This window comes from Flavobacterium agri, assembly GCF_013401995.1.
GTDB classification, from domain to species: domain Bacteria; phylum Bacteroidota; class Bacteroidia; order Flavobacteriales; family Flavobacteriaceae; genus Flavobacterium; species Flavobacterium agri.
The window spans coordinates 645,639-667,154 of the sequence record NZ_JACBJI010000002.1 but is presented as its reverse complement, the minus strand read 5'-3'; the positions used below and the strand labels follow the sequence as shown (position 1 = coordinate 667,154).

Here is a 21,516-nt window from a genome sequence, read left to right as displayed (position 1 = left end):
TAATTTCTGCCGGGAAAAATCGAATTTCGAACAACGCAAACGAAATCGGTTTCGTAAACTTGCCAACCCAAAAAATCTCCCTACTTTTGCCGCGCAAAAATCACGTAAACAATGAAACCAGATTTGTTCCAAGCGCCTGATTATTATCTTCTCGACGAATTGCTTAACGACGAGCACAAACTCGTACGCGATTCGGCTCGTGAGTGGGTAAAGCGCGAAGTTTCCCCAATCATAGAAGATGCTGCACAGGACGCGAAATTCCCGATGCACCTGATTAAAGGACTTGCCGAAATCGGTGCGTTCGGACCTTATATCCCCGAAGAATACGGTGGCGCAGGCCTTGACCAGATTTCGTACGGATTGATCATGCAGGAAATCGAAAGAGGTGATTCAGGCGTGCGTTCAACGGCTTCGGTACAATCTTCTTTGGTTATGTATCCGATCTGGAAATACGGAAACGAGGAACAACGCAAAAAATACCTTCCGAAATTGGCTTCGGGTGAATTCATGGGCTGTTTCGGCTTGACCGAGCCCGACTTCGGATCGAATCCCGGCGGCATGGTCACCAACTTCAAAGACAAAGGCGACCACTATCTTTTGAACGGCGCCAAAATGTGGATTTCGAACGCTCCGTTTGCCGACATCGCCGTCGTTTGGGCGAAAGACGAATCGGGACGCATCCACGGACTCATCGTAGAACGCGGAATGGAAGGCTTCACAACACCTGAAACCCATAACAAGTGGTCGTTGCGCGCTTCATCTACAGGTGAATTGATTTTCGACAACGTGAAAGTTCCGAAAGAAAACTTGCTTCCGAACAAATCTGGACTTGGCGCACCGCTAGGCTGTTTGGATTCGGCTCGTTACGGCATCGCATGGGGCGCAATCGGAGCGGCAATGGATTGTTACGACACGGCTTTGCGTTATTCTAAAGAGCGCATCCAGTTTGACAAACCAATCGGTGCGACCCAATTGCAACAAAAGAAACTGGCCGAAATGATCACCGAAATCACGAAAGCGCAATTGCTGACTTGGCGTTTGGGCGTTCTTCGCAACGAAGGCAAAGCCACGTCAGCACAGATTTCCATGGCGAAGCGCAACAACGTGAACATGGCAATCGAGATTGCTCGCGAGGCACGTCAAATCCTTGGCGGAATGGGCATCACGGGCGAATATTCAATCATGCGCCATATGATGAACTTAGAATCTGTTATTACCTACGAAGGCACGCACGACATCCACTTGTTGATTACAGGTATGGACGTGACGGGTTTCGCTGCGTTCAAATAATAGAAAATACAGCATATCAGAATCGGGAAGCGCTATCGTGTTTCCCGATTTTTTTATGGGTTGATTTAACAAAAAGTACATTTTTTCCGCACCTGCCCTATTCCGGGAATCGTGAACTTCGCTGCGGGGAAGGGACACACCGTACCCTGTGTGGAAATCAGGATTAATGTCGGTATAGAAAAACCGTACATTTTTGTTAAATGTGTCGATAAGAAGTTTTCCTGCCGACCCGCTACTAGCATTCTTTAAAACGGCTTGTCCCGAAGCTTCGGAAGGGCTAAAACCCTAGTTTCCAAAACCTCGTATCTGCAAAAAAGAAATCATGGGCTGGGAAGAACGAAATCGATTAATGTTAATCCCACACAAACACATCCGATTTTACATCATCATTTCTACATTTGCGATTCCACAACAAACAACGCTATTTCAATGTCGACCCTAGAAATAAACCAGGCCATCCAGCCTCAAAAAGAAATCCTGCTCCAACATTCGCTTTATAACAAGATCAAGACCGTAGAAGATTTACACGTTTTCCTCGAAAACCACGTGTTTGCGGTATGGGATTTCATGTCGCTTCTAAAGGCTTTACAGCAAAAATTGACGTGTACGACAACGCCTTGGTTCGCTTCTAAAAATCCCGAGACACGCTATTTGATCAATGAAATCGTACTGGCCGAAGAATCGGACGTAGCTTTGGACGGAAGCCGCAAAAGCCATTACGAAATGTACCTGTCGGCCATGGAAAGTTGCGGAGCCGACACGTCTGCAATCAAACGTTTCATAGACGACGTACTCGCTTTGAAAAATGTGTTCGTGGGCATCCGACATAGCCATCTGCATCCCGACGTGAAGGCGTTCCTCGAGTTCACATTCCGTGTAATTGAGGAAGGAAAGGCGCACAAGATTGCCGCGGCTTTCACCTTTGGGCGCGAAGATTTGATTCCGGATATGTTCACGCAAATCCTCAAGAATTTCCAACGACAATTTCCCGAAACCGATTTGAGCGAATTGGTCTACTATTTCGAAAGACACATCGAACTCGATGCCGACGAGCACGGTCCGATGGCGATGAAAATGATAGACGAGCTTTGCGGACAGGACGAAATCAAATGGCGGGAATCCGAAGAAATTTCGATTGAAGCACTCGAAAAACGCATCGGTTTATGGAATGCAATCGAGGAACAAATCCTCATGAAACCGGAACTTGCGTGATTTACCTTAAAAATTCTCCATTTAGCCTCATTTACTGCATTTTATTGTGAGAATTGTGTTATTTTCGCCGTCCGTCGATAAAAAACGGGCGCTTGTAGCGAGAATCACGCATTGCGCCTATTTTGGTTTGACGCAATACGTTTAACATTTAGGTTTGCCAAAAAACTAGAAAACTATGAAAAAAATTACTCTTGCCACCTTGGCCTTGTGCAGTTTTGCCGTTTCCCAGGCTCAAACGGGACGTACCGTTTTCGGAAGTCCTGTCAGAAGTGTGAATCCTGCAACAGGTCAGATCCGTTGCGTTTCGGATGAATACGAAGCGTCCCTTCAACAAAAAAATTCTAACCGCGCCAATACAGAAGCTTTCGAAACCTGGATCGCAGCAAAAGTCGAAGCCGCGAAGCAACGCCTCATGAATTCGAAAAGCGTAGCCGAGGTCGTTCACATCCCGGTCGTCGTACACGTAATCCACAACGGTGATGCCGTAGGTACGAACGAGAACATTTCGGATGCGCGCGTAATTTCACAAATCACGGTATTGAACAACGACTTCAGGAGAATCCTTGGAACGCCGGGTTACAACACCAATGCGGTCGGAGCCGATGTAGAAGTAGAATTTTGTCTTGCCCAGAAAAAACCGGACGGAAGCGCCACCAACGGTATCGACCGCGTCAATTTGAATACGGCACAATGGTCGACCGAAGCCAGTATAGAAAACAACCTGAAGCCAAACACGATTTGGGATCCGACGCAATACTTCAACATTTGGGTATGTCAGTTCAGCTCATCGCCTTCGGCCGAAATGTATGGTATTTTGGGTTACGCTCAATTCCCGAGCAACTCTGGCTTAGGCGGATTGAACGCAGACGGCGGATTGGCCACTACCGACGGCGTAATCATCGACTGGCATTGTTTCGGATCTTCCGATTACTCGACCGGAAATTATTATTCGGGTTACGACAAAGGCCGTACGGCTACGCACGAAATCGGACATTGTTTCGGATTGCGCCACATCTGGGGCGACAGCTCGTCTTGTACGGTAAACGCTACCGACAGTTTCAAAGATTTCTGTCCTGATACGCCTGCCGCAGCCGAAGAGAATTACGATTGTGACGCCGTTTACAATTCGTGTGCGTTGTCTCCAGGAAACGATATGGTCGAAAACTACATGGATTATACGTACGATACGTGCATGAACATTTTCACGTTGAACCAGAAGGCCCGTATTTTGGCCGTATTGCAGAATTCGCCGAGACGTTCGACACTTCCGGCATCGACGGCTTGTCAGGCTTTGGCTACTCCGGATTTCGATAAGTTCGAAGGATTGAACTTGTATCCGAACCCGGCCGATTCTTTCGTGACGATTGGAATTTCGGGCGATTTGCCACAGTCTTACGAAGTCGTGAACGCTTTGGGCCAGATGGTTGCCGTGCGCAACATTTCGAACGATTCAGATTTGACGATTTCGACTGCCTCTTTCGCAAACGGTGTCTACTTTGTAAAAGTGACCAAAGAAGGAGCTACCAAAACATTGCGCTTTATCAAGCAATAAAAATACGCATTGATTAATTTCGGGAAGAGGACAGATTGATTTCTGTCCTTTTTCTATTTATGGAAATGACTTATCGGAATAGACTGAAGGAATCCGAAAAATATCGATTGCCTATTCCGGCGCCAATTCTATCTCAAGCCCTTCTATTTCGGGCGTGATATTGATTTGACAACCCAAACGGCTGTTGGGTTTTACATTGAAAGCTTCCGACAGCATCGCTTCTTCATCATCGGATTTTTCGGGAAGCGGCACATCGTTCACGACATAACACTGGCACGAAGCGCACATGGCCATTCCGCCGCAGATACCGATTGTGCCTTCGGGCGCAAGTTCGTAAGCGCGCACGAGTTCCATGATGTTCATGTTCATGTCGGTAGGCGCGTCTACCTCGTGTGAAACGCCTTCGCGGTCGATTATGGTGATTTTGATGTCGGACATTTTGGAAAGGCTTCTTGGAAACCGAAGCAAAATTAGGGTTTAGGGAGGAAACCTCAAAGGTTTTGGAAACCTTTGAGGTTTATAGCATCAATCGATTGATTTCACTACGGCTTTTTCTGCTTCTTTACGCGTACCGTCAAATCCGTCGATACCCGAAACCGTCGTGTATTTAAGCACATATTTTTTCCCAGGATTCATGCGTTGGTACACCGATTGGCACATAAGCGTCGCCTCATGGAATCCACACAAAATCAGTTTCAATTTGCCTGGATACGTATTGACGTCACCAATAGCGTAAATGCCTTCTACATTGGTTTGATAGTCGAGAGCGTTGTTGACCTTGATCGCGTTCTTCTCGATTTCAAGTCCCCAATTCGCGATTGGGCCGAGTTTTGGCGTCAATCCGAAAAGCGGAATCAAAAAGTCAGTTTCTAATTTGCGGTGCGCACCGTTTTCGTCTATGTCGATCGATTCGAGTCGCTCGGCTCCGTTAAGACCGACAACTTCGGCCGGTGTGATAAGCCTGATTTTACCTTGATACTTGAGTTCCTGTACTTTCTCTACCGAATCGAGAGCGCCACGGAATTCGTTTCTTCTGTGGATCAACGTGACTTCGGAAGCCACATTCGCCAAGAAAATGCTCCAATCGAGTGCCGAATCGCCTCCGCCCGCAATGACAACACGCTTGCCTCTGTATCTTTCGGGGTCTTTCACGAAATACTCTACACCTTTGTCTTCGTAAAACTCCAGGTCTTCGATGATCGGTTTACGTGGTTCGAAGCTACCCAATCCACCGGCAATCGCGATGGAATTGCAATGGTGTTGCGTGCCTTTGTCTGTAGTGACGATGAACGTGCCGTCTTCCTGTTTCTCGATGGTTTGGGCTTGTTCGCCAAGCGTAAATCCAGGTTGGAACTGCTTGATCTGCTCCATAAGATTGTGGATCAAATCGCCTGCGAGTACTTCCGGAAATCCCGGAATATCGAAAATCGGTTTTTTTGGGTAAAGTTCGGTCAACTGGCCGCCGGGTTGCGGAAGCGCGTCGATGATATGGCATTTGAGTTTGAGAAGGCCGGCTTCGAACACGGCAAAAAGACCGGTCGGGCCGGCTCCGATGATGAGTATGTCGGTTTTGATCATATTTTAGGGTCCGGTTCTTATCCGGACAATCTATTCAACTTTCGTATTTTATTGTTGCCTTCGGTCGGCTTCCGACGGACGGATTTTGAAGTTTTACGGAAACGACCGCAAGAAGGATGCGATCCCGAGGCATCGCAACTTGAGTCCTTCGGCTCCTCGACTGCGCTCGGAGCCAAAAACAACCACAACCCAAAAAAATCAAGCCACGTTAATAACGGTCTCTATTTGGGGCGCGTATTTTTTTATGGTCGTCTCGACTCCGGCCTTGAGCGTCATTTGGTTCACGCTGCAATTCGTGCAAGCGCCTTGAAGGCGTACCGTGACGTGCTTGTCGTCTTCGATCGAAACCAACGTGATGTCGCCTCCGTCGCTGTTCAGGAACGGACGGATTTCCTCGAGTGCTTTTTCTATGGTTTGCGTTAGCTCTGTTGTGTTCATTGTTCTAATTTGGAAATTTGAAAATTTGGAAATTTGAAAATGCGTGCACCATCAAATTCCCGATTTCAAACATTACACATTTGAATGGAAACGAAAATTTGAATTTCTACAGGTATGAGCATTTTCAAATTTCCAAATTTCCAAATTATCTTAATTCTTTTTGACTGCCGAACATCCGGCCATTGTCGTGATCTTGACAGCTTCGGTAGGTGGCAGGGTTTCGTTGCGGTTCACGGTTTCCTGTACGACGTTTCGCGTGATTTCCTCGAAAACCGATTCGATTTTAGACGCCGTTTGCATCGCGGCAGGACGGCCGTAATCTCCGGCTTCGCGTATCGATTGTACGAGCGGCACTTCGCCAAGGAACGGAACGCCAAGGTCTTCGGCGAGGTTTTTCGCACCTTCTTTACCGAAGATATAATATTTGTTGTCAGGAAGTTCTTCTGGCGTGAAATAGGCCATGTTTTCGATGATTCCGAGAACGGGTACGTTGATCGCATCCGAAGTGAACATCGAAACGCCTTTTTTCGCATCGGCAAGAGCCACGGCTTGAGGTGTACTTACCACGACCGCTCCCGTGATCGGCAGCGATTGCATGATGCTCAAGTGGATGTCGCCTGTTCCCGGCGGCAAGTCGAGCAACAAAAAGTCGAGTTCGCCCCAGTTGGCGTCGAAAATCATTTGATTGAGCGCTTTGGCAGCCATCGGCCCACGCCAGATAACGGCTTGAGACGGTGCCGTGAAAAATCCGATGGACAACATTTTGATGCCATAACTTTCGATCGGCTTCATTTTCGATTTGCCGTCTACGACTTCAGAAACGGGTTTTTCCATTTCCACGTCGAACATGATCGGCATCGACGGACCGTAAATATCGGCATCGAGCACGCCAACCTTAAAGCCCATTTTAGACAAGGTCACGGCCAGGTTCGCGGTCACGGTAGATTTCCCGACGCCTCCTTTTCCGGAAGCTACGGCCACGATGTTCGAGATTCCCGGAATTTGCTTGCCTTTGATTTGGTTTTCGGCTTTTTCGGGCACTTCTACTTTCGAATTCACTTTTACGGTGACATCTGGAGAGAACGTCTCGTGGATCAATTTTTTGATGTCGTCTTCGGCTCTTTTGCGGATGTGCATCGCCGGTGTGGAAAGTACCAGATCGACGACGACCTCATCGCCGAAGGTCAGTACGTTTTTGACGGCTCCGCTTTCTACCATGTTCTGGCCTTCTCCGGCTATGGTGATCGTTTCGAGCGCTTTGAGTATTTCTTTTCTGTCGAGTTTCATAATAATGGGACAGCCTTTATTAAGACTGATTTCAGATTGCAAAGATAACGGACAAAACCCAAACCGCAATGCATAATCGACAATCGGAACGGGCAAAAACCGACAAATTATCGTTAATGTTTAAACGTGCGGGCGATGCGAATCGGTTGGTTTGGAAAACCCGTTCAAGAACCGGCACTTCCCGTTGGGATGAAAGCCGCAGCCCGGACAGCAGCGGTTAGCCCACAGGCTTTTTGGCGTGGTTTTTTGAGGATTTGCGCGGCGACCGTAGGAAGCCGTGGCAAAAGCTGCAAAAACCCGCCGAAAAACGAGGACTAAAAGCGGATGGCCGGAATTGCTGCCATAAAAAATTTCGCCGAAAAAAATCACAAAAATTTCAAAATGAGCCTTTTGTACCATTTAAGAAATGTTTAAGAACTTCTGTTTGGCAAGAAAAAACCTTCCCGATACTTTTGCGCCATCATCAATCAAAATCAATCATCATGAAACAAATCATTTGTGCGGCAGTACTTGCCGTATGCACTTTTGGTGTGCAAGCCCAGGAAAAGAAATTCCATTTCGGCGCTAAGGCCGGAGCCCAATCTACTACCATCACCGGAGACGAAGAAGACGTAAGTGCGCGAATCGGCGCCCATGTGGGTGTATTCGGTGAATATATGATCAACGACAAATTCTCTATCCAACCTGAACTCGTATTTTCTATGCAAGGTGCAGACAGCGACGTAGAGGAAAACGTTTTTGGCGAGAACTACAAAGGCGAATGGGTGAAATTGAACTACCTGAATCTTCCTGTCTTGGTGAAATACCATTTTTCTGGAGTGAAAGGACTTAGCGTAGGCGTCGGGCCTCAGGTTGGATTCCTTTTGAGCGCGAAGCAGAAATACACGACGTCTGTAGAAGGCGTGACGACCGAGCACGAAGACGATGTGAAGGACAACCTAAAATCGATCGATTTCGGTTTGACGGCCGGTGCGGAATACGAGCTTCCGGTTCACGTTTTCTTCGGAATAAGAGCGTATCAGGGCTTTATGAACATCAACGATATCGACAACGACAAAGCGTACAACAGCGTGTTCCAGCTTTCGGCCGGATACCGTTTCTAAAATTAATCCGTTTAAAAAACAGTAATTATTGATGATAGGAAAAGCGGTCGCAATGGCCGCTTTTTTATTTGAAACCTGTTAGAAAAACCGCTCGTTTGCTTTCCTTTTCACGAACGGATTTGAGAAAAACGAATCGATCTTTTCATTGAATTCGGTATCGAAACTCACGAGTGTCGCGTGACCCGAATTGGGCAAAATCAACAATTGCGCATTGGGCAACGCTCGGAAAATCGCGATCGTGTGTTCGGGACGGATCATGTCGTGGTCACCTCCTATGACCAAAGTCGGCGCGGTGATCGAAGCCAAATCCTCGGGTTTGAGATTGGGTTGTCCGGCCATGAGTTTCTGCAGTTTGTACGCAAGCGAATCGGCAGGCGTTTGTGGTTTTCGAGTTTTCATTTTGGCTTCGAGCTCGTGGAAGCTTTTCTGCATGTTCGCCCATTCTCCGGGTTCTATCGCGGTTGCGTCGGGCCAGATGTTCGCTCCGGTTATAGCGAGTTTGTTTACTTTTCCGGGATGGCGTTTGGCCAGCAATAAAGCTTCTATTCCGCCGTCGCTCCAACCGATCACGTTTGCTTTTTCTATTTTCATTTGGTGCAGGAGTTCGGCCAGATCGTCGGCCATCATCTCGTAACTCAGCGAATCTTTTTTGTCTATCGATTTGCCTTGTGCGCGGCTGTCGGGCACGATGACTTTATATTTCCTGGAAAAGTAACCGATTTGCATCACGAAATTGGAAATATCGCCTCCGTTGCCGTGGATCATCAGCACGGGTTCGCCTTCGCCATAGGTTTCGCAATACATCCTGAATCCGCGGATGTCGTAATACTTTCCGGCTTTGTCGTTTTTGCCGTACGTATTGTCTTTGAGCGCTTTCTCGAATCGGGTTTGGGGATTTGCTTCGGATTGCGGCCTTTTTTCGGAACAACCAAGCACGACGAGCATCGATAACAACAATAATTTTTTCATGTTTTCGGAATCTGTTTCCAATTTACGAAATGGCTATAAAAAAACGGCGAGAAAATCCCGCCGCTTTCAATCGAAAAAAAACTAAAAACTTATTCGTATTTGAGGTATTTGAGCACGTCCACGCGCGTGGCTTTGTAGGCCTTGGCGACCACGACGACCAACGTGAGCGTACACAAAATCAGGAAGCCCAAAATAAACGGCATCGTCGTGATTTCTATCTGATATGCGAAATCCTCGAGCCATTTGGACAGGAACATGCGCGTCGGGAAAAACGCGATCGCGAACCCGATGATGCAAAACGCAAGATATTGTTTCGACAATTCCTTGAGCAGCGAGCTCGTTTCGGCTCCCAACGTTTTGCGGATCGCGATTTCTTTCATGCGCCTTTCGATAGAGAACGAAGCCAGTGCGAACAATCCGAACAGCGCGATCAGGATCACGACGGCGTTCAACAACTCGAAAAGATTGCGTTGGTTCACGAAAGATTTGTACGTCCTTGCGAAATTCTTGTCGACGAAATCGTAGGTAAACGGATATTCATTGTCTATATTCTTTACCCAGAATTTCTCTATGGACGCCAGCGCCGGTTCCATTTTCTCGGGATCGATCTTCACAAAAATATGGTTGGTATTGTTGAGCATCCAATCGACGGTTTTGTAATGGAAGAAAATCATCGGCGGAATTTCTTGTTGCGGACCTGCGATATGGAAATCGTTGACCACACCCACGATCGTGAATTCCTTTCCGTTCCATTTGAATTTCTTACCGAGCGGCTGCTTTTCCTGCATCTGGCGCAAAGCCGTCTGGTTCACCAAAACAGAACTGATCGTATCTGAAGAATATTCTGCCGAAAGCTTGCGTCCCTCGAGCATCTTGATCTGCATCATGTCGAGGAACTCAAAATCGGCGGCCATGTTCTTGGCTTGCACCTGATGATCGTTGTACGTGAATCCCGACGAGGAATTCGCATCGTTCCCGAACGAGAACGCGCCTCCGGTAAGCGATTGGACACCCGGAACCTTGAGTATTTCCTGCTTGAGCATGCTGTATCTGTTGCGCAGTTTTTTCTGGTAATCGGGTTGCTTCCAATCGTAATCGTTTCGGTAGATGATATCGACGACCTGTTCGCCCTTGAATCCGAGGTCTTTCGTGCTCATATAATGCACCTGTTGGTAAACGATATGCGAACCGATCACGAAAAACGTAGCGATCGCGAATTGCAGTACGAGCATTCCGTTTCGCAGCCAAACGCCGCTTTTGCTTCGGCCGAAGTTGCCTTTGAGTACTTTCAACGTCTCGAAATTCGACACGTAAACCGCAGGGAAAATGCCCGCGACGATTACGACAACTATGAAAATCCCGACGATCTTGAGGAAGAATTCGCTTCCGTTCATCTGCAGTTGCTTGCCCAAAAAGTCGTTGTAAAAAGGAAGTGCGAGTTCTACGATCGCCAAAGCGAGAAGGATCGAGAATACGGTCGTGATTACTGTTTCGGTAAGGAATTGCCATACGATATTGGATTTGCTCGCTCCGATGATACGCCTCACGCCTACTTCTTTCGCGCGTTTGATAGCGCTTGCCGTGGCGAGATTCACATAATTCACGATCGACAGCAGCAAAATCAAAACCGACAATCCCGACATGATCAGTAAAAACTTGTAATTGCCTTTGCCTTCGGGATAACCTTCTACGGTCGAATGCAGTCTGGCCATAGACAACGGTTCGAGCAACACTTTTGTCGTACCGTTTTTCTTGATGAATTCGTCTAGCGGAATGCCTTCTTCTTTGGCATATTTGGCCGTGCGGTTCACGAGATAGACCTGCTCGAGTTGTTTCTCTACTTTTTCCTTATCGTCGGGATTCTTGAGCTTGAGCAACAGGTTGAAATTGAAATTTCCCCATTGGTCTTTATTGTCGCGTAGGTATTGTTCGATTTTACGCGTGATCAGATCGGGCGCCATGGACGATTTGCCAGGAAGGCGATAAACACCTCTCACCACATACGCTTTCTTGGACATGAACACTTGTTTGCCAAGCGCTTTTTCGTTCCCGAAGAGTTTCTTGGCGGTATTTTCCTCGATCGCCATACTGTTTTCGTCCTTGAGTGCCGAATCGGCGCTGCCTTCCAAAAACTGGAACGGGAAATAGTTAAAGAACAATTGTTGGGCTTCGAATACTTTTTCGATAAGTATTTTTTTGTCCTGGAAGCGCACCACATCTTTGTGGTAGCCGGTTTCCGTATAACAGTAGCTCTCTAGCTCAGGACTTACGGCCTTGAGATAGCGACCCGCAGGTTCGTTCGAATACGGCCAACTCATGTCGCTGCTCACGGTGTTGATCAGTTGGAACACATGGTCTTTTTCAGGATTCCAAGCGTCGTACGAGTGTTCTTCGTTCCAATACAAAACCGCGAAAATGATTCCGCTTATACCGATTGCCAAACCCAGCGTATTGAGTATCGAAAACAGTTTATTCTGCCTTAAATGGTAAATGAAAACCTTGATCCAATTCTTTATCATGACAATGCGGTTTTCTTGTTACACTCGAGTTTCGTTGCCGGAAGCGAATCGGCCGGTTTTGCTTTCTCTACACGGATTTCGGGTTTCGGAAGTTGCGGCATCTGCAATTTCGTCTCAACCGTATGGCTCGCCAACGCCGAGGTGACGACCATCGTGAATTTGAAGATTATCTTTTGCATGGCTTACAGTTTTTGGGCGTCCATGAATACGTCTATGTTTCGTTGGTTGTTCTTTTCAGAGAACACCACGCCGTCTTTCATATGGATCGTGCGTTGCGAAAACGAAGCGTCGTAATCGCTGTGCGTCACCATCAGGATCGTCGCGCCTTTGGCATGCAGATCGGTCAACAGTTCCATGACTTCGTTCCCGTTTTTGGAATCGAGGTTTCCCGTCGGCTCATCGGCCAAAATGATTTTAGGATCGGTGACCAAAGCGCGGGCCACGGCGACGCGTTGTTGCTGTCCGCCGGACAATTGTTGAGGGAAATGTTTCAAACGGTGTGCGATTCCTAGTTTTTCGGCGATTTCCTCGACTTTTTTTCTTCTGTCCGAAGACGGGACTTTGTTATAGATCAGCGGCAATTCGATATTGTCGAAAACCGAAAGCTCGTCGATCAGGTTGAAGTTCTGGAAAATGAAGCCGATGTTGTGTTTGCGCACCTCGGCACGGTCTTTTTCCTTTAGCCCGACCATTTCCTTGTCGAGCAACATGTAACTTCCACCGCTTGGGCTGTCGAGCAATCCGACGATGTTGAGCAAAGTCGATTTGCCACAACCTGAAGGTCCCATGATCGACAGGAAATCGCCTTGGTTGATGGTTAGGCTGATGCCGTTGAGCGCCGTGGTTTGCACGTCTTCGGTGCGGAAAACTTTCGATAGGTTATTGATTGTGATCATATTTTTGATTGTTGATTGAATTGTTGTTTTGATTGGTGAACGGTGATTAGTGAACGGTGGTTGGCAAAATGCTTTGTGGACTTAGCTACATGAAATCTCAAATCAAAAGACATTTAATCATTCCAAATTATCCCTTTCACATTTCGCTATTTCCTAATTACTATTCACATTTCACTTCCCACATTTTACATTTTACATTTCACATTTCACATTTCGCTCCAACTACACGTAAACGCGCCTTTCGCTTCCTTGCCTGTAAAAATGAGCCTGTACTCTTTTCCGGCTTCAAGGTCAAACGTTCTTTTGTCTGTATTGACTCCGGTTCCTTTTGCCCCAAGTGCGAGCGAAGCTACTTGTTCAGCGTTCCCATTTCCCGAAAATACGACTTCGCCTTCACCTTTGGTAAGTGCGAGCACATAATCGAGCGTAAGTTTTACGGGCACATCCGAAACGAATGTCACGAATGATTCGCCTGTATAATTACTGAATTTGGCGGCCGTCGATTCGCCGTCGGTCTTGTTGCTCCAGTTTTTGCTGTCGACGCCTTTGTCGAAATGTGTGCCCGAAGCCTTTACGTGCTTGAGTTGTGCATTCATCGAAAATGCGATGAACAGGATTGCGATGAGGATTGGATTTTTCATTTTCTGATTGATTTTGATTTAGATTGATCGATTTTAGATTAACTGATTTTCAGATTAGGTGATTTGTGGGAACTGATTGATTTTTTTTGATTGATTGCGTGATTGAAACCCGATTGTGCAGCGCAACGGAGTGATGAAGTCCGTTGCGCGGTCGTGCTTGATTAGGGCACTTTTTGATTGATGATTGTTTATTGTTATGCTTTATTTCTATTGGAGATTGAGTTCGTCCACGTCCTTATAATCCGCATAAGAGGAAACGACCACTCTTTCTCCGGCTTTCAGGCCCGACAGGACTTCGTAATAGTCGGGGTTTTCACGTCCGAGCTTGATGGCGCGTCTTTCGGCTTTGTCTCCGTTGACCACGAAAATCCATTTGCCCGATGTTTCCTGGAAAAATTGCCCTTTCGAAATCACGAGCTGCTTTTCCTTGCCTGATAAAATAAGCCGGACTCCGAACGTGACGCCTTGCTGCAAAGCCAATTTCGAACCTTCGGGGAATGCGAGCTCGACCTGGAAACGGCCGCCTTTTACCTCGGGAAGCACTTTGATTACGGTGACTTCGACGGTTTGTCCCTTGAATTCGATGTTTCCTTTTTGACCGACGGCTACTTTTTCCAAATAAAATTCGTCTACGTCGGCGACCAATTTATACCCTTGCTGCAAATCGATCTTTCCGATACTTTCGCCTACCTGATACGTTTTTCCGATGATCGGCTCGAACGACGTCAGCGTTCCCGATTGCGTGGCCGTAATCAAAAAGTTCTTTTTGTTGTCGCGCAAGATCTCGAGGCTTTTCTCCATCGTCGCGATCGAACGGTCTATTTGCGCGATCTGGATGCGGTTCGATGCTTTTTCACGTTGCACGCTTTGTTTGATCTGGTCGCGTCTTTCGGTTTGGTAGCGGAAATTTTCCTGGAACGAATTCCAGTCGTTGCGCGAAATCACGTCTTTCTCGAACAGTTTTTTGTTGAGTTCGTACAGTCTTTTCGCGTCGTTGTAATCGTGTTCGATGCTTGCCAGATCCTTGATGAGTCCCAATTCCTGGTTGCGGATGTTGAGTTTCCCCGAATTCAGGTTGTTCATTTGCTCGATGATGGCCGTTTCCTGCGTCATATACGACAATTCCGAATTCGGGTTGTACATCTTGGCGAGTGCCTGCCCTTTCTCGACGTGCGTTCCGTTTTCGGCGAAAATTTCCTGAACCGATCCGCCTTCGACGATATTGACGAACATCGAATGCAAAGGCTCGACACGCGCCTCGAACGTCATGAAATCTTCGAATTGTTCATCGGAAGCCGCCTTGATGATGATTTCGGAAGCCGTCACGTTGAGCGAACGTTTTTTCGTGAACGAGAAATACGCCATAAGCGAAAAGGCCAAAATCGCGATGCCGGCAAGGCTTGCTATCTTTAATTTTTTACTTTTACGGGTGATGACGGTATCCATGATTTATTTTGTTTGCACATAGTCATTTGGCATAATCGTGCCAATCAAAAATAAAATCATAAACAACTGAAAATCAATTTTTTATTTTTCATTCATATTTTTTATGGTGTCCGATATCGGACAGTGAACGTACACATTCGGACAGCGAACGGACATGAGGAAAAAACAGGCCGCGATTTTAGTCGTCGACGATCAGGAAGAAATACTTTTTGCCGCGAAAATGGCGCTCAAGAAACACTTTGAGGCCATCCATACCACGAGCAATCCACGAACGCTCTACCAACTTTTGGCCGAGCACAAACCCGACGTGGTCATGCTCGACATGAATTACCGCATCGGGTTCGAAGACGGGCGCGAAGGCATACATTGGCTACGCGAGATCACAAGCTTATATCCGAACACGGCCGTCGTGCTCATGACCGCTTTCGGAAAGATCGAAACCGCCGTAGAAGGCATCAAGATCGGGGCTTTCGATTATATGATGAAGCCTTGGGAGAACGAAAAATTGCTTGATGTAGTAGAGAAAGCAGTAGCCGAAAGCAGACGCAGGCAGAAAAAACCCGTCGAGTTTTCGGGCGATAAATCGTTCTTCATCGGCACTTCGCCAAAAATCAAACAAGCGTATTCCGTAGCCGACAAAGTCGCCAGAACGGATGCGAACATTTTGCTGCTTGGCGAAAACGGCACCGGGAAATACGTGATGGCCGAATACATCCATCGGCATTCCAACAGAAAAGACCAGCCGTTCGTGCATGTCGATTTGGGTTCGTTGAGCGACAATCTGTTCGAAAGCGAATTGTTCGGATATGCCAAAGGCGCGTTTACCGATGCCAAAACCGACACGGCCGGACGTTTCGAAACCGCTCAAGGCGGCACGATTTTCCTCGACGAGATCGGCAACGTACCGCTTCATTTGCAAGCCAAGCTGCTTTCGGTTTTACAGACGAAATCGGTCGTGAGGCTTGGGGAAAGCAAACCGCGTGCGCTCGACGTGAGGATCATTTCGGCCACGAACATCAATATTTCGGAAGAAGTCAGAAAGAAACATTTCCGCGAAGATTTGTTCTATCGCATCAACACCATGGAAATTACGCTTCCGCCGTTGCGCGAACGACAATCGGATATTTTGCCGCTTGCCGAATTCCTGCTTGCCGACAAAGCCGAGAAATACAACCTGCGCGATCTGGCTTTCGACGGTGAAAACCTCGATTGGCTCGAGCGCTATCCGTGGCCAGGAAATATTCGCGAGATGGAAAACAAGATCGAGCGCGCCGTGATTTTGAACGATTCGGGCAAGATTTCGGTTTCCGATCTCGATGTTTTCGATTACCAACCCCAAGTGAAATTCGACGAGGACAGTCCACTATCCGATTTGGAACGCCAGGCCATAGAAAAAGCTTTGGCCAAACATTCGGGCAACATCTCGAAAACCGCCGACGAATTGGGGCTTTCGCGACCGGCCTTGTATCGTCGTTTAGAGAAATACAACATCGGTCAAAAATAATCGTATGCGCTTCCACACGGCTTTATTCTTGAGGATTTTCCTGTTGGTCGCCTTGCTCGGGCTGGCCGCTTTCCTTTTGTTCGGAAAAATGCCGTACAACGCGTTGTTCGCGATTTTCGTGAGCGCGCTTTGCTTGATCGAACTGTACTTCTACACCAAAAACCGCACGTTGGTTTACGACAAGACAATCCTGTCGATCTTGCACGAGGATTTCTCTTCGAACCTACCCGAAAATTACCAATCGGGCAATTACGCCAACCTGTATACGCTTTACGAGACCATGCGCAAACGCCAGCACGAGCTTTCTTCGCGCGATTTCGTGTTCACGTCTATTTTGGACAACGTAGATACGGCCATCCTGATCTTGAAGAAATCGGAAGGCGATTGGACGGTGTTTTTGATGAACGATTATTTTTCGAGGCTTTTCGGAGCGCCGAAATTTCGCAACTGGCAACATTTGCGTGAAAAAATCCCGTCGTTCGCCCAGATTTTGGAGGAAAGCGATTTTGCCGAAATGAAGTCGTCGGCCGAAATCCGTGTCGAGGAAGGCGAATTGCAGACGTTTTCGATACAAACTTCGAAAACCCAGTCGTTCGAAGACTTGTATTACGTGGTTTTGCTGGATTCCATCCAAAAAGTAATCGAACGCAAGGAAAAGCAGGCTTGGGTGAACCTGATGAACGTGATTTCGCACGAACTCATGAACTCGCTTACGCCGATCCAGTCGCTTTCGCAAAGTCTCAACGATTTGGTAAAAGACGAAACGCCAGATGCCGACGACCTCGACGACATCCGCGAAGGTTTGTCGACGATCCTCAACCGAAGCAATCACCTCAAATTTTTCGTGGAGAATTACCGCAGGCTCACGATGCTTCCGACGCCGATCAAAAAACCCATCAACATCAACCAATTGCTCAAGGAATGCCTGCAGGTGATGTCGCCCATCCTCAAACAGGACGGAATTTCGGTAGAAAACAACGTCAACGTGATTTCGGCTGTAGATTTGGATGCGCAACAGATGGAACAGGTTTTCATCAACCTGATCACGAACAGTATCCTCGCGCTCAAGGACAAAAACGAAAAGAAGATTTACCTCGAATCCTGGACTGAACCGAATCGATTGTTCGTTGCCATTTCGGACACCGGAAAAGGCATAGAGAAAGAAATCCGCGACAAGATTTTCCTGCCGTTTTTCACGACGCGCAAAGACGGAGCGGGAATCGGTCTTACGTTATCGAAAAATATCGTCGAAGCGCATGGCGGATATTTGAGTTATGCGCCTCGCGACGGACGCACCGAATTTCTGGTGTGTCTGATGATCAGTTAGTCGCCACGAATTACACGAATGTCACTAATTGGATAGTTCTAATTAGTGAAGTTCGTGGCAAACAAAAACTTCAATTCAACAGCTGATTTCGGTACGCGACCGGAGTCAAACCCGTTTCCTTCTTGAACAATCTCGTAAAATACGGCGGATTCTCGAACCCAAGCTCGTAAGCGGTTTCGGCGACGGTAATCGAAGACGACTGCAGCAGGTTTTTCGCTTCCTCAACCAGAAAGATATGAATCAGTTCGAGTGCGGTCTTGCCGGTTTCCTGGCGCAGCAAATCGGTTAAATATCGCGAGGACGTATTGAGTTTTTCGGCCATCGATTTTACGCTGGGCAATCCGTTGAGCTTTAATTGGCCCGATTCGAAATACCCTTGCAGATACGCGTTGAATTTGGAAACCGTCACGCCCGACAACTCCGAACGATTGAGGAATTGGCGTTTGTAAAACCGTTGCGAATACTTGAGGATCGAATCGATGTGCGTGAGGATGATCTCGCGGCTGTATTCGTCCTGGTTGTTTTTGTATTCGGCTTCTATCTTGTAATACAGTTCCCAGATGATTTCTTCTTCTCGGGGCGAAAGGTGCAAGGCCTCGTTGGCTTCGTAATCAAAAAATCCGTACTTCTTGATTTCGTGGTGAAGCGTATGTCCGTTAAGGTAATCCTGATGGATGAACATCAAAAATCCTTTTTCCTCAAGCTCGACGTCTCGGATTTCGATGATCTGGCGCGGCTTGAAAAACGAAAGCGAACCGTTGTCGTGATCGTATTTCGTGCGTCCGTAATTGATGAAGCCGGCTTTGAGTTTCTTGAATCCGATCAGGTAAAAATCGCCCGTGAACGAACCTTCTACAATGTTGCACGCCGCTTCGTTCTCGCAGAACACCAATCCCAACAAAGGATTTTCGGGTGGTGAGAAACCTGCCGCGCGACTTGCTTCTATTATGGTTTTGAAATGTTGCATGATGTTACTCAAAAAGGCAGCATCCGAAGTATGCCGAATGCTGCCGTAAAATTACTGAATTTCACTGGTTTATGCGCCATGTGCGGCAACAGCGACCTCATCCCATTTTTGCCAGGTATCAAGGCGCTCCTCGTAGGCTTGTTTGGCGAAAGGCAACGCGTGTTTGCCAAGGAAAAGGCGCAACGGTGGGTTTTCGGAATCGACGAGTTTCAACACCGCCGCAGACGTGGCATTCGGATCACCGAACGTACCTTCTTGGGATGTCGCTTCGTTGAACGCGGCACGTACGCCGTCGTAAACTGGCAAGTGTTGCGTATGTGTAGCGCTGGCTCCGGCCCAATCGGTAGCGAAACCGTTCGGTTCGATCATGGTCACGTTGATGCCGAATTGTTTCACTTCCTGATGCAAGGTTTCGCTCAAGCCTTCGACCGCGAATTTCGATGCGTTGTACACACCGAGCAACGGCAATGTAGTGATTCCGAGGATGCTTGAAAGCTGGATGATGTGTCCGTGTCCTTGTTCGCGGAAAATCGGAAGTACGGCCTGCGTAACCCAAAGCAAACCGAATACGTTGGTTTCGATCTGGGCGCGCGCCTCGGCTTCGGACGTTTCTTCTATCGATCCGAAAAGACCGAAACCGGCGTTGTTGATCACAACATCGAGTGTACCGAAATGAGCTTTCGCTTTTTGTACGGCCGCAAAACTTTGGCCGCGATCGTTAACATCGAGTTGGATTGGTAAAATGGCGTCTCCGTAAGTGGCGACCAAATCGTCAAGCGCTTCTAGATTGCGTGCGGTAGCGGCAACTTTATCGCCTCGTTTCAAAAAGGCCTCGGCCCAAAGCTTCCCGAATCCTCTGGAAGCACCTGTTATTAAAATCGTTTTAGACATGACTTTGTAGTTTTAAGATGATGGTACAAAGTTATGTTTGGGGTTTGCTACGCGACTTATACAAAAGTGCGCGATGCTGATACAAAAAAACGCGATGGCTGTTTAACGCTTAAGCTATCGGACTTCAGGCGTCCAAAGAACCCTTTCAAAATCGACGATCTGGTTGTCGCGTACTTTTATCCCTTCGCTTTCGAGCAATTGCTGCATCAGGTTCGTACCGTCGAAATGGTGTTTGCCCGTAAGCATGCCGACTCGGTTCACGACGCGATGTGCGGGAACGTCTTCGGGACAATTGTTCATCGCCCAACCGACCATTCTTGCCGAACGCGCCGATCCGATAGCTTTTGCGATGGCACCGTAAGACGTGACTTTTCCGTATGGAATTTGCTTTGCGATTTCGTAGACGCGCTCAAAAAAGTTCTCCTCTTTCATCTAATTGTAGTATTGGATGACGTTGCACAGTGTAATCAAAGCGATCAATCCGGTGACGGAACCGATTACGTAATTCATGTGCTTGACGATGAAAGCCGTGCGGTTCTGCATTTTTTCGAAAAACGTGACGAAGCAGTAGAATCCGAATAAAGTTCCGACCAAAATCCCAAAAACGAAAGAGAGTACAAAAGACATCTCGAACGAAAACAGGTTGTAGGACGCAAGTGTAAGGCTTACGAATACGTAAAAAGGAATCGTGAAGAAATTAAGGCCTGAAAGCAACAATCCCCAAAAAAAGCGGCTTTTCTTGCTACGGAATTTCACTTCTTTGTTCTTGGGTGCGGACGATTTCGCGAAAAAGAAAAAATAAAGCGTCAAACCTGTGAATACGGCCAATCCGGCTTCTCGCAACAGGATTATGATTTCGGGATGCCGATCGAGGAATTTGGCGAAAACCACGGCAAGAAAGCTGTGGAAAGCCAGCATGAGCGCTGCTCCGAGCGCAAACACGAATGCGCGTCCGTGGCCTTCGTTTCGATTGATTTTTACTGCCGTCATGTTCAGCAAGCCGGGTGGCATTATCCCGGCAATCGAGGCGAAAAGCCCCATGAACATCGACAGTATGTACTGCATCTTACTTTATTTTGAACCGAATATACGTAATCGGTTTGTCCTGTTCCAAATAAAATTGTTCGTAAAAGGTCTGGATGCCGGTGACTTCTTCGGGAGCGCCTTCGTTGCGGTAAATGTTGTGGTTCGCATACAAGACTTCGTGTCCTTGGCCGTGAAGCAAACCTAAAGTGTATCCGTGCATGAATTCGGAATCGGTCTTGAGGTGCATGATGCCGTCGGCCTTGAGGATTTTTTTGTAACGCGCCAAAAACTCCATGTTCGTCATGCGGTGCTTGGTGCGCTTGTATTTGATTTGCGGATCGGGGAACGTGATCCAGATTTCGGAAACTTCACCTTCTGCAAACAATTTATCGATGAGCTCGATTTGCGTACGAAGAAAAGCCACATTCGAAATGCCTTTTTCAACCGCAGTCTTCGCACCTCTCCAAAATCGTGCACCTTTTATGTCGACACCTATGAAATTCTTCTCGGGATATTTCTCGCCCAAAGCGACCGAATATTCGCCTTTGCCGCAACCGAGTTCCAAAACGATCGGATGGTCGTTGTTGAAGAAATCGGAATTCCATTTTCCTTTTAAGCGGAATGAATCCGAAATCACTTCATCGCGTTCCGGCTGGATGACGTTGGCGAAGGTTTCGTTTTCCTTGAATCTTTTGAGTTTGTTCTTGCTTCCCATTTTTTTTTGCGAATTAAGGCGCGCAAAAGTAGTGATTTTGTGTGGAAGTGACAGAATGGCAAATCTATATCGCAGATGTTTTATGGGCCGAAAGTTTGAAACGACGCAGTATGAGCGTATTTTTAACAAAATGTATATTTTTTCTGTACGCAACC

22 protein-coding genes are annotated in these 21,516 nt (G+C 47.3%); 6 read left to right on the top strand and 16 right to left on the bottom strand.

Going from position 1 to position 21,516, the window contains the following annotated elements:
* The first annotated feature begins 111 nt into the window (after nt 1–111).
* From HZF10_RS06985 to HZF10_RS06975, 3 genes are all read left to right on the top strand, one after another.
* Nucleotides 112–1,290, top strand: coding sequence for an acyl-CoA dehydrogenase family protein (locus tag HZF10_RS06985; RefSeq protein WP_176005482.1), 1,179 nt, complete (start codon nt 112–114; stop codon nt 1,288–1,290).
* A 429-nt stretch (nt 1,291–1,719) separates the two neighbouring features.
* Nucleotides 1,720–2,502, top strand: a complete 783-nt coding sequence (locus tag HZF10_RS06980) for a DUF3050 domain-containing protein (RefSeq protein WP_176005481.1) — start codon at nt 1,720–1,722, stop codon at nt 2,500–2,502.
* A 175-nt stretch (nt 2,503–2,677) separates the two neighbouring features.
* Complete coding sequence (locus HZF10_RS06975) at nt 2,678–4,054, top strand: T9SS type A sorting domain-containing protein (protein ID WP_176005480.1); 1,377 nt, start codon at nt 2,678–2,680, stop codon at nt 4,052–4,054.
* Nucleotides 4,055–4,165: 111 nt separating this feature from the next.
* Here HZF10_RS06975 and HZF10_RS06970 read toward each other — a convergent pair whose 3' ends face one another.
* The 5 genes from HZF10_RS06970 to HZF10_RS06950 form a co-directional block, all read right to left on the bottom strand.
* Nucleotides 4,166–4,492 (bottom strand): 2Fe-2S iron-sulfur cluster-binding family protein, encoded by a 327-nt coding sequence (locus HZF10_RS06970; protein WP_176005479.1) that lies wholly within the window; start codon nt 4,490–4,492, stop codon nt 4,166–4,168.
* A gap of 87 nt (nt 4,493–4,579) precedes the next feature.
* A complete protein-coding gene (locus HZF10_RS06965) occupies nt 4,580–5,632 on the bottom strand; it encodes an NAD(P)/FAD-dependent oxidoreductase (protein ID WP_176005478.1) in 1,053 nt (350 codons plus the stop codon).
* A 198-nt stretch (nt 5,633–5,830) separates the two neighbouring features.
* Nucleotides 5,831–6,070: a NifU family protein gene (locus HZF10_RS06960; RefSeq protein WP_176005477.1), complete on the bottom strand. Its 240-nt coding sequence runs from the start codon at nt 6,068–6,070 to the stop codon at nt 5,831–5,833.
* Nucleotides 6,071–6,220: 150 nt separating this feature from the next.
* Nucleotides 6,221–7,357, bottom strand: a complete 1,137-nt coding sequence (locus tag HZF10_RS06955) for an Mrp/NBP35 family ATP-binding protein (RefSeq protein ID WP_176005476.1) — start codon at nt 7,355–7,357, stop codon at nt 6,221–6,223.
* Between the two features lie 120 nt (nt 7,358–7,477).
* Nucleotides 7,478–7,756, bottom strand: a complete 279-nt coding sequence (locus tag HZF10_RS06950) for a hypothetical protein (RefSeq protein ID WP_176005475.1) — start codon at nt 7,754–7,756, stop codon at nt 7,478–7,480.
* 83 nt (nt 7,757–7,839) lie between these two features.
* On the opposite strand from HZF10_RS06950, the gene HZF10_RS06945 reads away from it, so the two are divergent.
* Nucleotides 7,840–8,460, top strand: a complete 621-nt coding sequence (locus HZF10_RS06945; RefSeq protein ID WP_176005474.1) for a porin family protein — start codon at nt 7,840–7,842, stop codon at nt 8,458–8,460.
* Nucleotides 8,461–8,538: 78 nt separating this feature from the next.
* Here HZF10_RS06945 and HZF10_RS06940 read toward each other — a convergent pair whose 3' ends face one another.
* The 6 genes from HZF10_RS06940 to HZF10_RS06915 form a co-directional block, all read right to left on the bottom strand.
* Entirely contained in the window at nt 8,539–9,429 is an 891-nt protein-coding gene (locus HZF10_RS06940) for an alpha/beta fold hydrolase (protein WP_176005473.1), read from the bottom strand.
* Between the two features lie 89 nt (nt 9,430–9,518).
* A complete protein-coding gene (locus tag HZF10_RS06935) occupies nt 9,519–11,948 on the bottom strand; it encodes an ABC transporter permease (protein WP_176005472.1) in 2,430 nt (809 codons plus the stop codon).
* Nucleotides 11,945–12,127 (bottom strand): hypothetical protein, encoded by a 183-nt coding sequence (locus HZF10_RS06930; protein WP_176005471.1) that lies wholly within the window; start codon nt 12,125–12,127, stop codon nt 11,945–11,947. Before HZF10_RS06930 ends, HZF10_RS06935 begins: the two co-directional genes overlap by 4 nt.
* A gap of 3 nt (nt 12,128–12,130) precedes the next feature.
* Nucleotides 12,131–12,844 (bottom strand): ABC transporter ATP-binding protein, encoded by a 714-nt coding sequence (locus HZF10_RS06925; protein WP_176005470.1) that lies wholly within the window; start codon nt 12,842–12,844, stop codon nt 12,131–12,133.
* Nucleotides 12,845–13,050: 206 nt separating this feature from the next.
* Nucleotides 13,051–13,485, bottom strand: coding sequence for a hypothetical protein (locus tag HZF10_RS06920; RefSeq protein ID WP_176005469.1), 435 nt, complete (start codon nt 13,483–13,485; stop codon nt 13,051–13,053).
* 207 nt (nt 13,486–13,692) lie between these two features.
* Entirely contained in the window at nt 13,693–14,931 is a 1,239-nt protein-coding gene (locus tag HZF10_RS06915) for an efflux RND transporter periplasmic adaptor subunit (protein WP_176005468.1), read from the bottom strand.
* A gap of 154 nt (nt 14,932–15,085) precedes the next feature.
* On the opposite strand from HZF10_RS06915, the gene HZF10_RS06910 reads away from it, so the two are divergent.
* Both HZF10_RS06910 and HZF10_RS06905 read left to right on the top strand, forming a co-directional pair.
* Complete coding sequence (locus tag HZF10_RS06910; RefSeq protein WP_176005467.1) at nt 15,086–16,435, top strand: sigma-54-dependent transcriptional regulator; 1,350 nt, start codon at nt 15,086–15,088, stop codon at nt 16,433–16,435.
* 4 nt (nt 16,436–16,439) lie between these two features.
* Nucleotides 16,440–17,762 (top strand): sensor histidine kinase, encoded by a 1,323-nt coding sequence (locus HZF10_RS06905; protein ID WP_176005466.1) that lies wholly within the window; start codon nt 16,440–16,442, stop codon nt 17,760–17,762.
* A 70-nt stretch (nt 17,763–17,832) separates the two neighbouring features.
* On the opposite strand, the gene HZF10_RS06900 is transcribed toward HZF10_RS06905, so the two are convergent.
* The 5 genes from HZF10_RS06900 to trmB form a co-directional block, all read right to left on the bottom strand.
* Nucleotides 17,833–18,729, bottom strand: a complete 897-nt coding sequence (locus HZF10_RS06900) for a helix-turn-helix domain-containing protein (protein WP_176005465.1) — start codon at nt 18,727–18,729, stop codon at nt 17,833–17,835.
* Nucleotides 18,730–18,798: 69 nt separating this feature from the next.
* Nucleotides 18,799–19,620, bottom strand: a complete 822-nt coding sequence (locus HZF10_RS06895) for an SDR family oxidoreductase (RefSeq protein ID WP_176005464.1) — start codon at nt 19,618–19,620, stop codon at nt 18,799–18,801.
* A 114-nt stretch (nt 19,621–19,734) separates the two neighbouring features.
* A complete protein-coding gene (locus HZF10_RS06890) occupies nt 19,735–20,052 on the bottom strand; it encodes an MGMT family protein (RefSeq protein ID WP_176005463.1) in 318 nt (105 codons plus the stop codon).
* Nucleotides 20,053–20,685, bottom strand: a complete 633-nt coding sequence (locus tag HZF10_RS06885; protein ID WP_176005462.1) for a LysE family transporter — start codon at nt 20,683–20,685, stop codon at nt 20,053–20,055.
* A gap of 1 nt (nt 20,686) precedes the next feature.
* Nucleotides 20,687–21,361, bottom strand: coding sequence for a tRNA (guanosine(46)-N7)-methyltransferase TrmB (gene trmB, locus HZF10_RS06880; protein ID WP_176005461.1), 675 nt, complete (start codon nt 21,359–21,361; stop codon nt 20,687–20,689).
* Nucleotides 21,362–21,516: the final 155 nt, after the last annotated feature.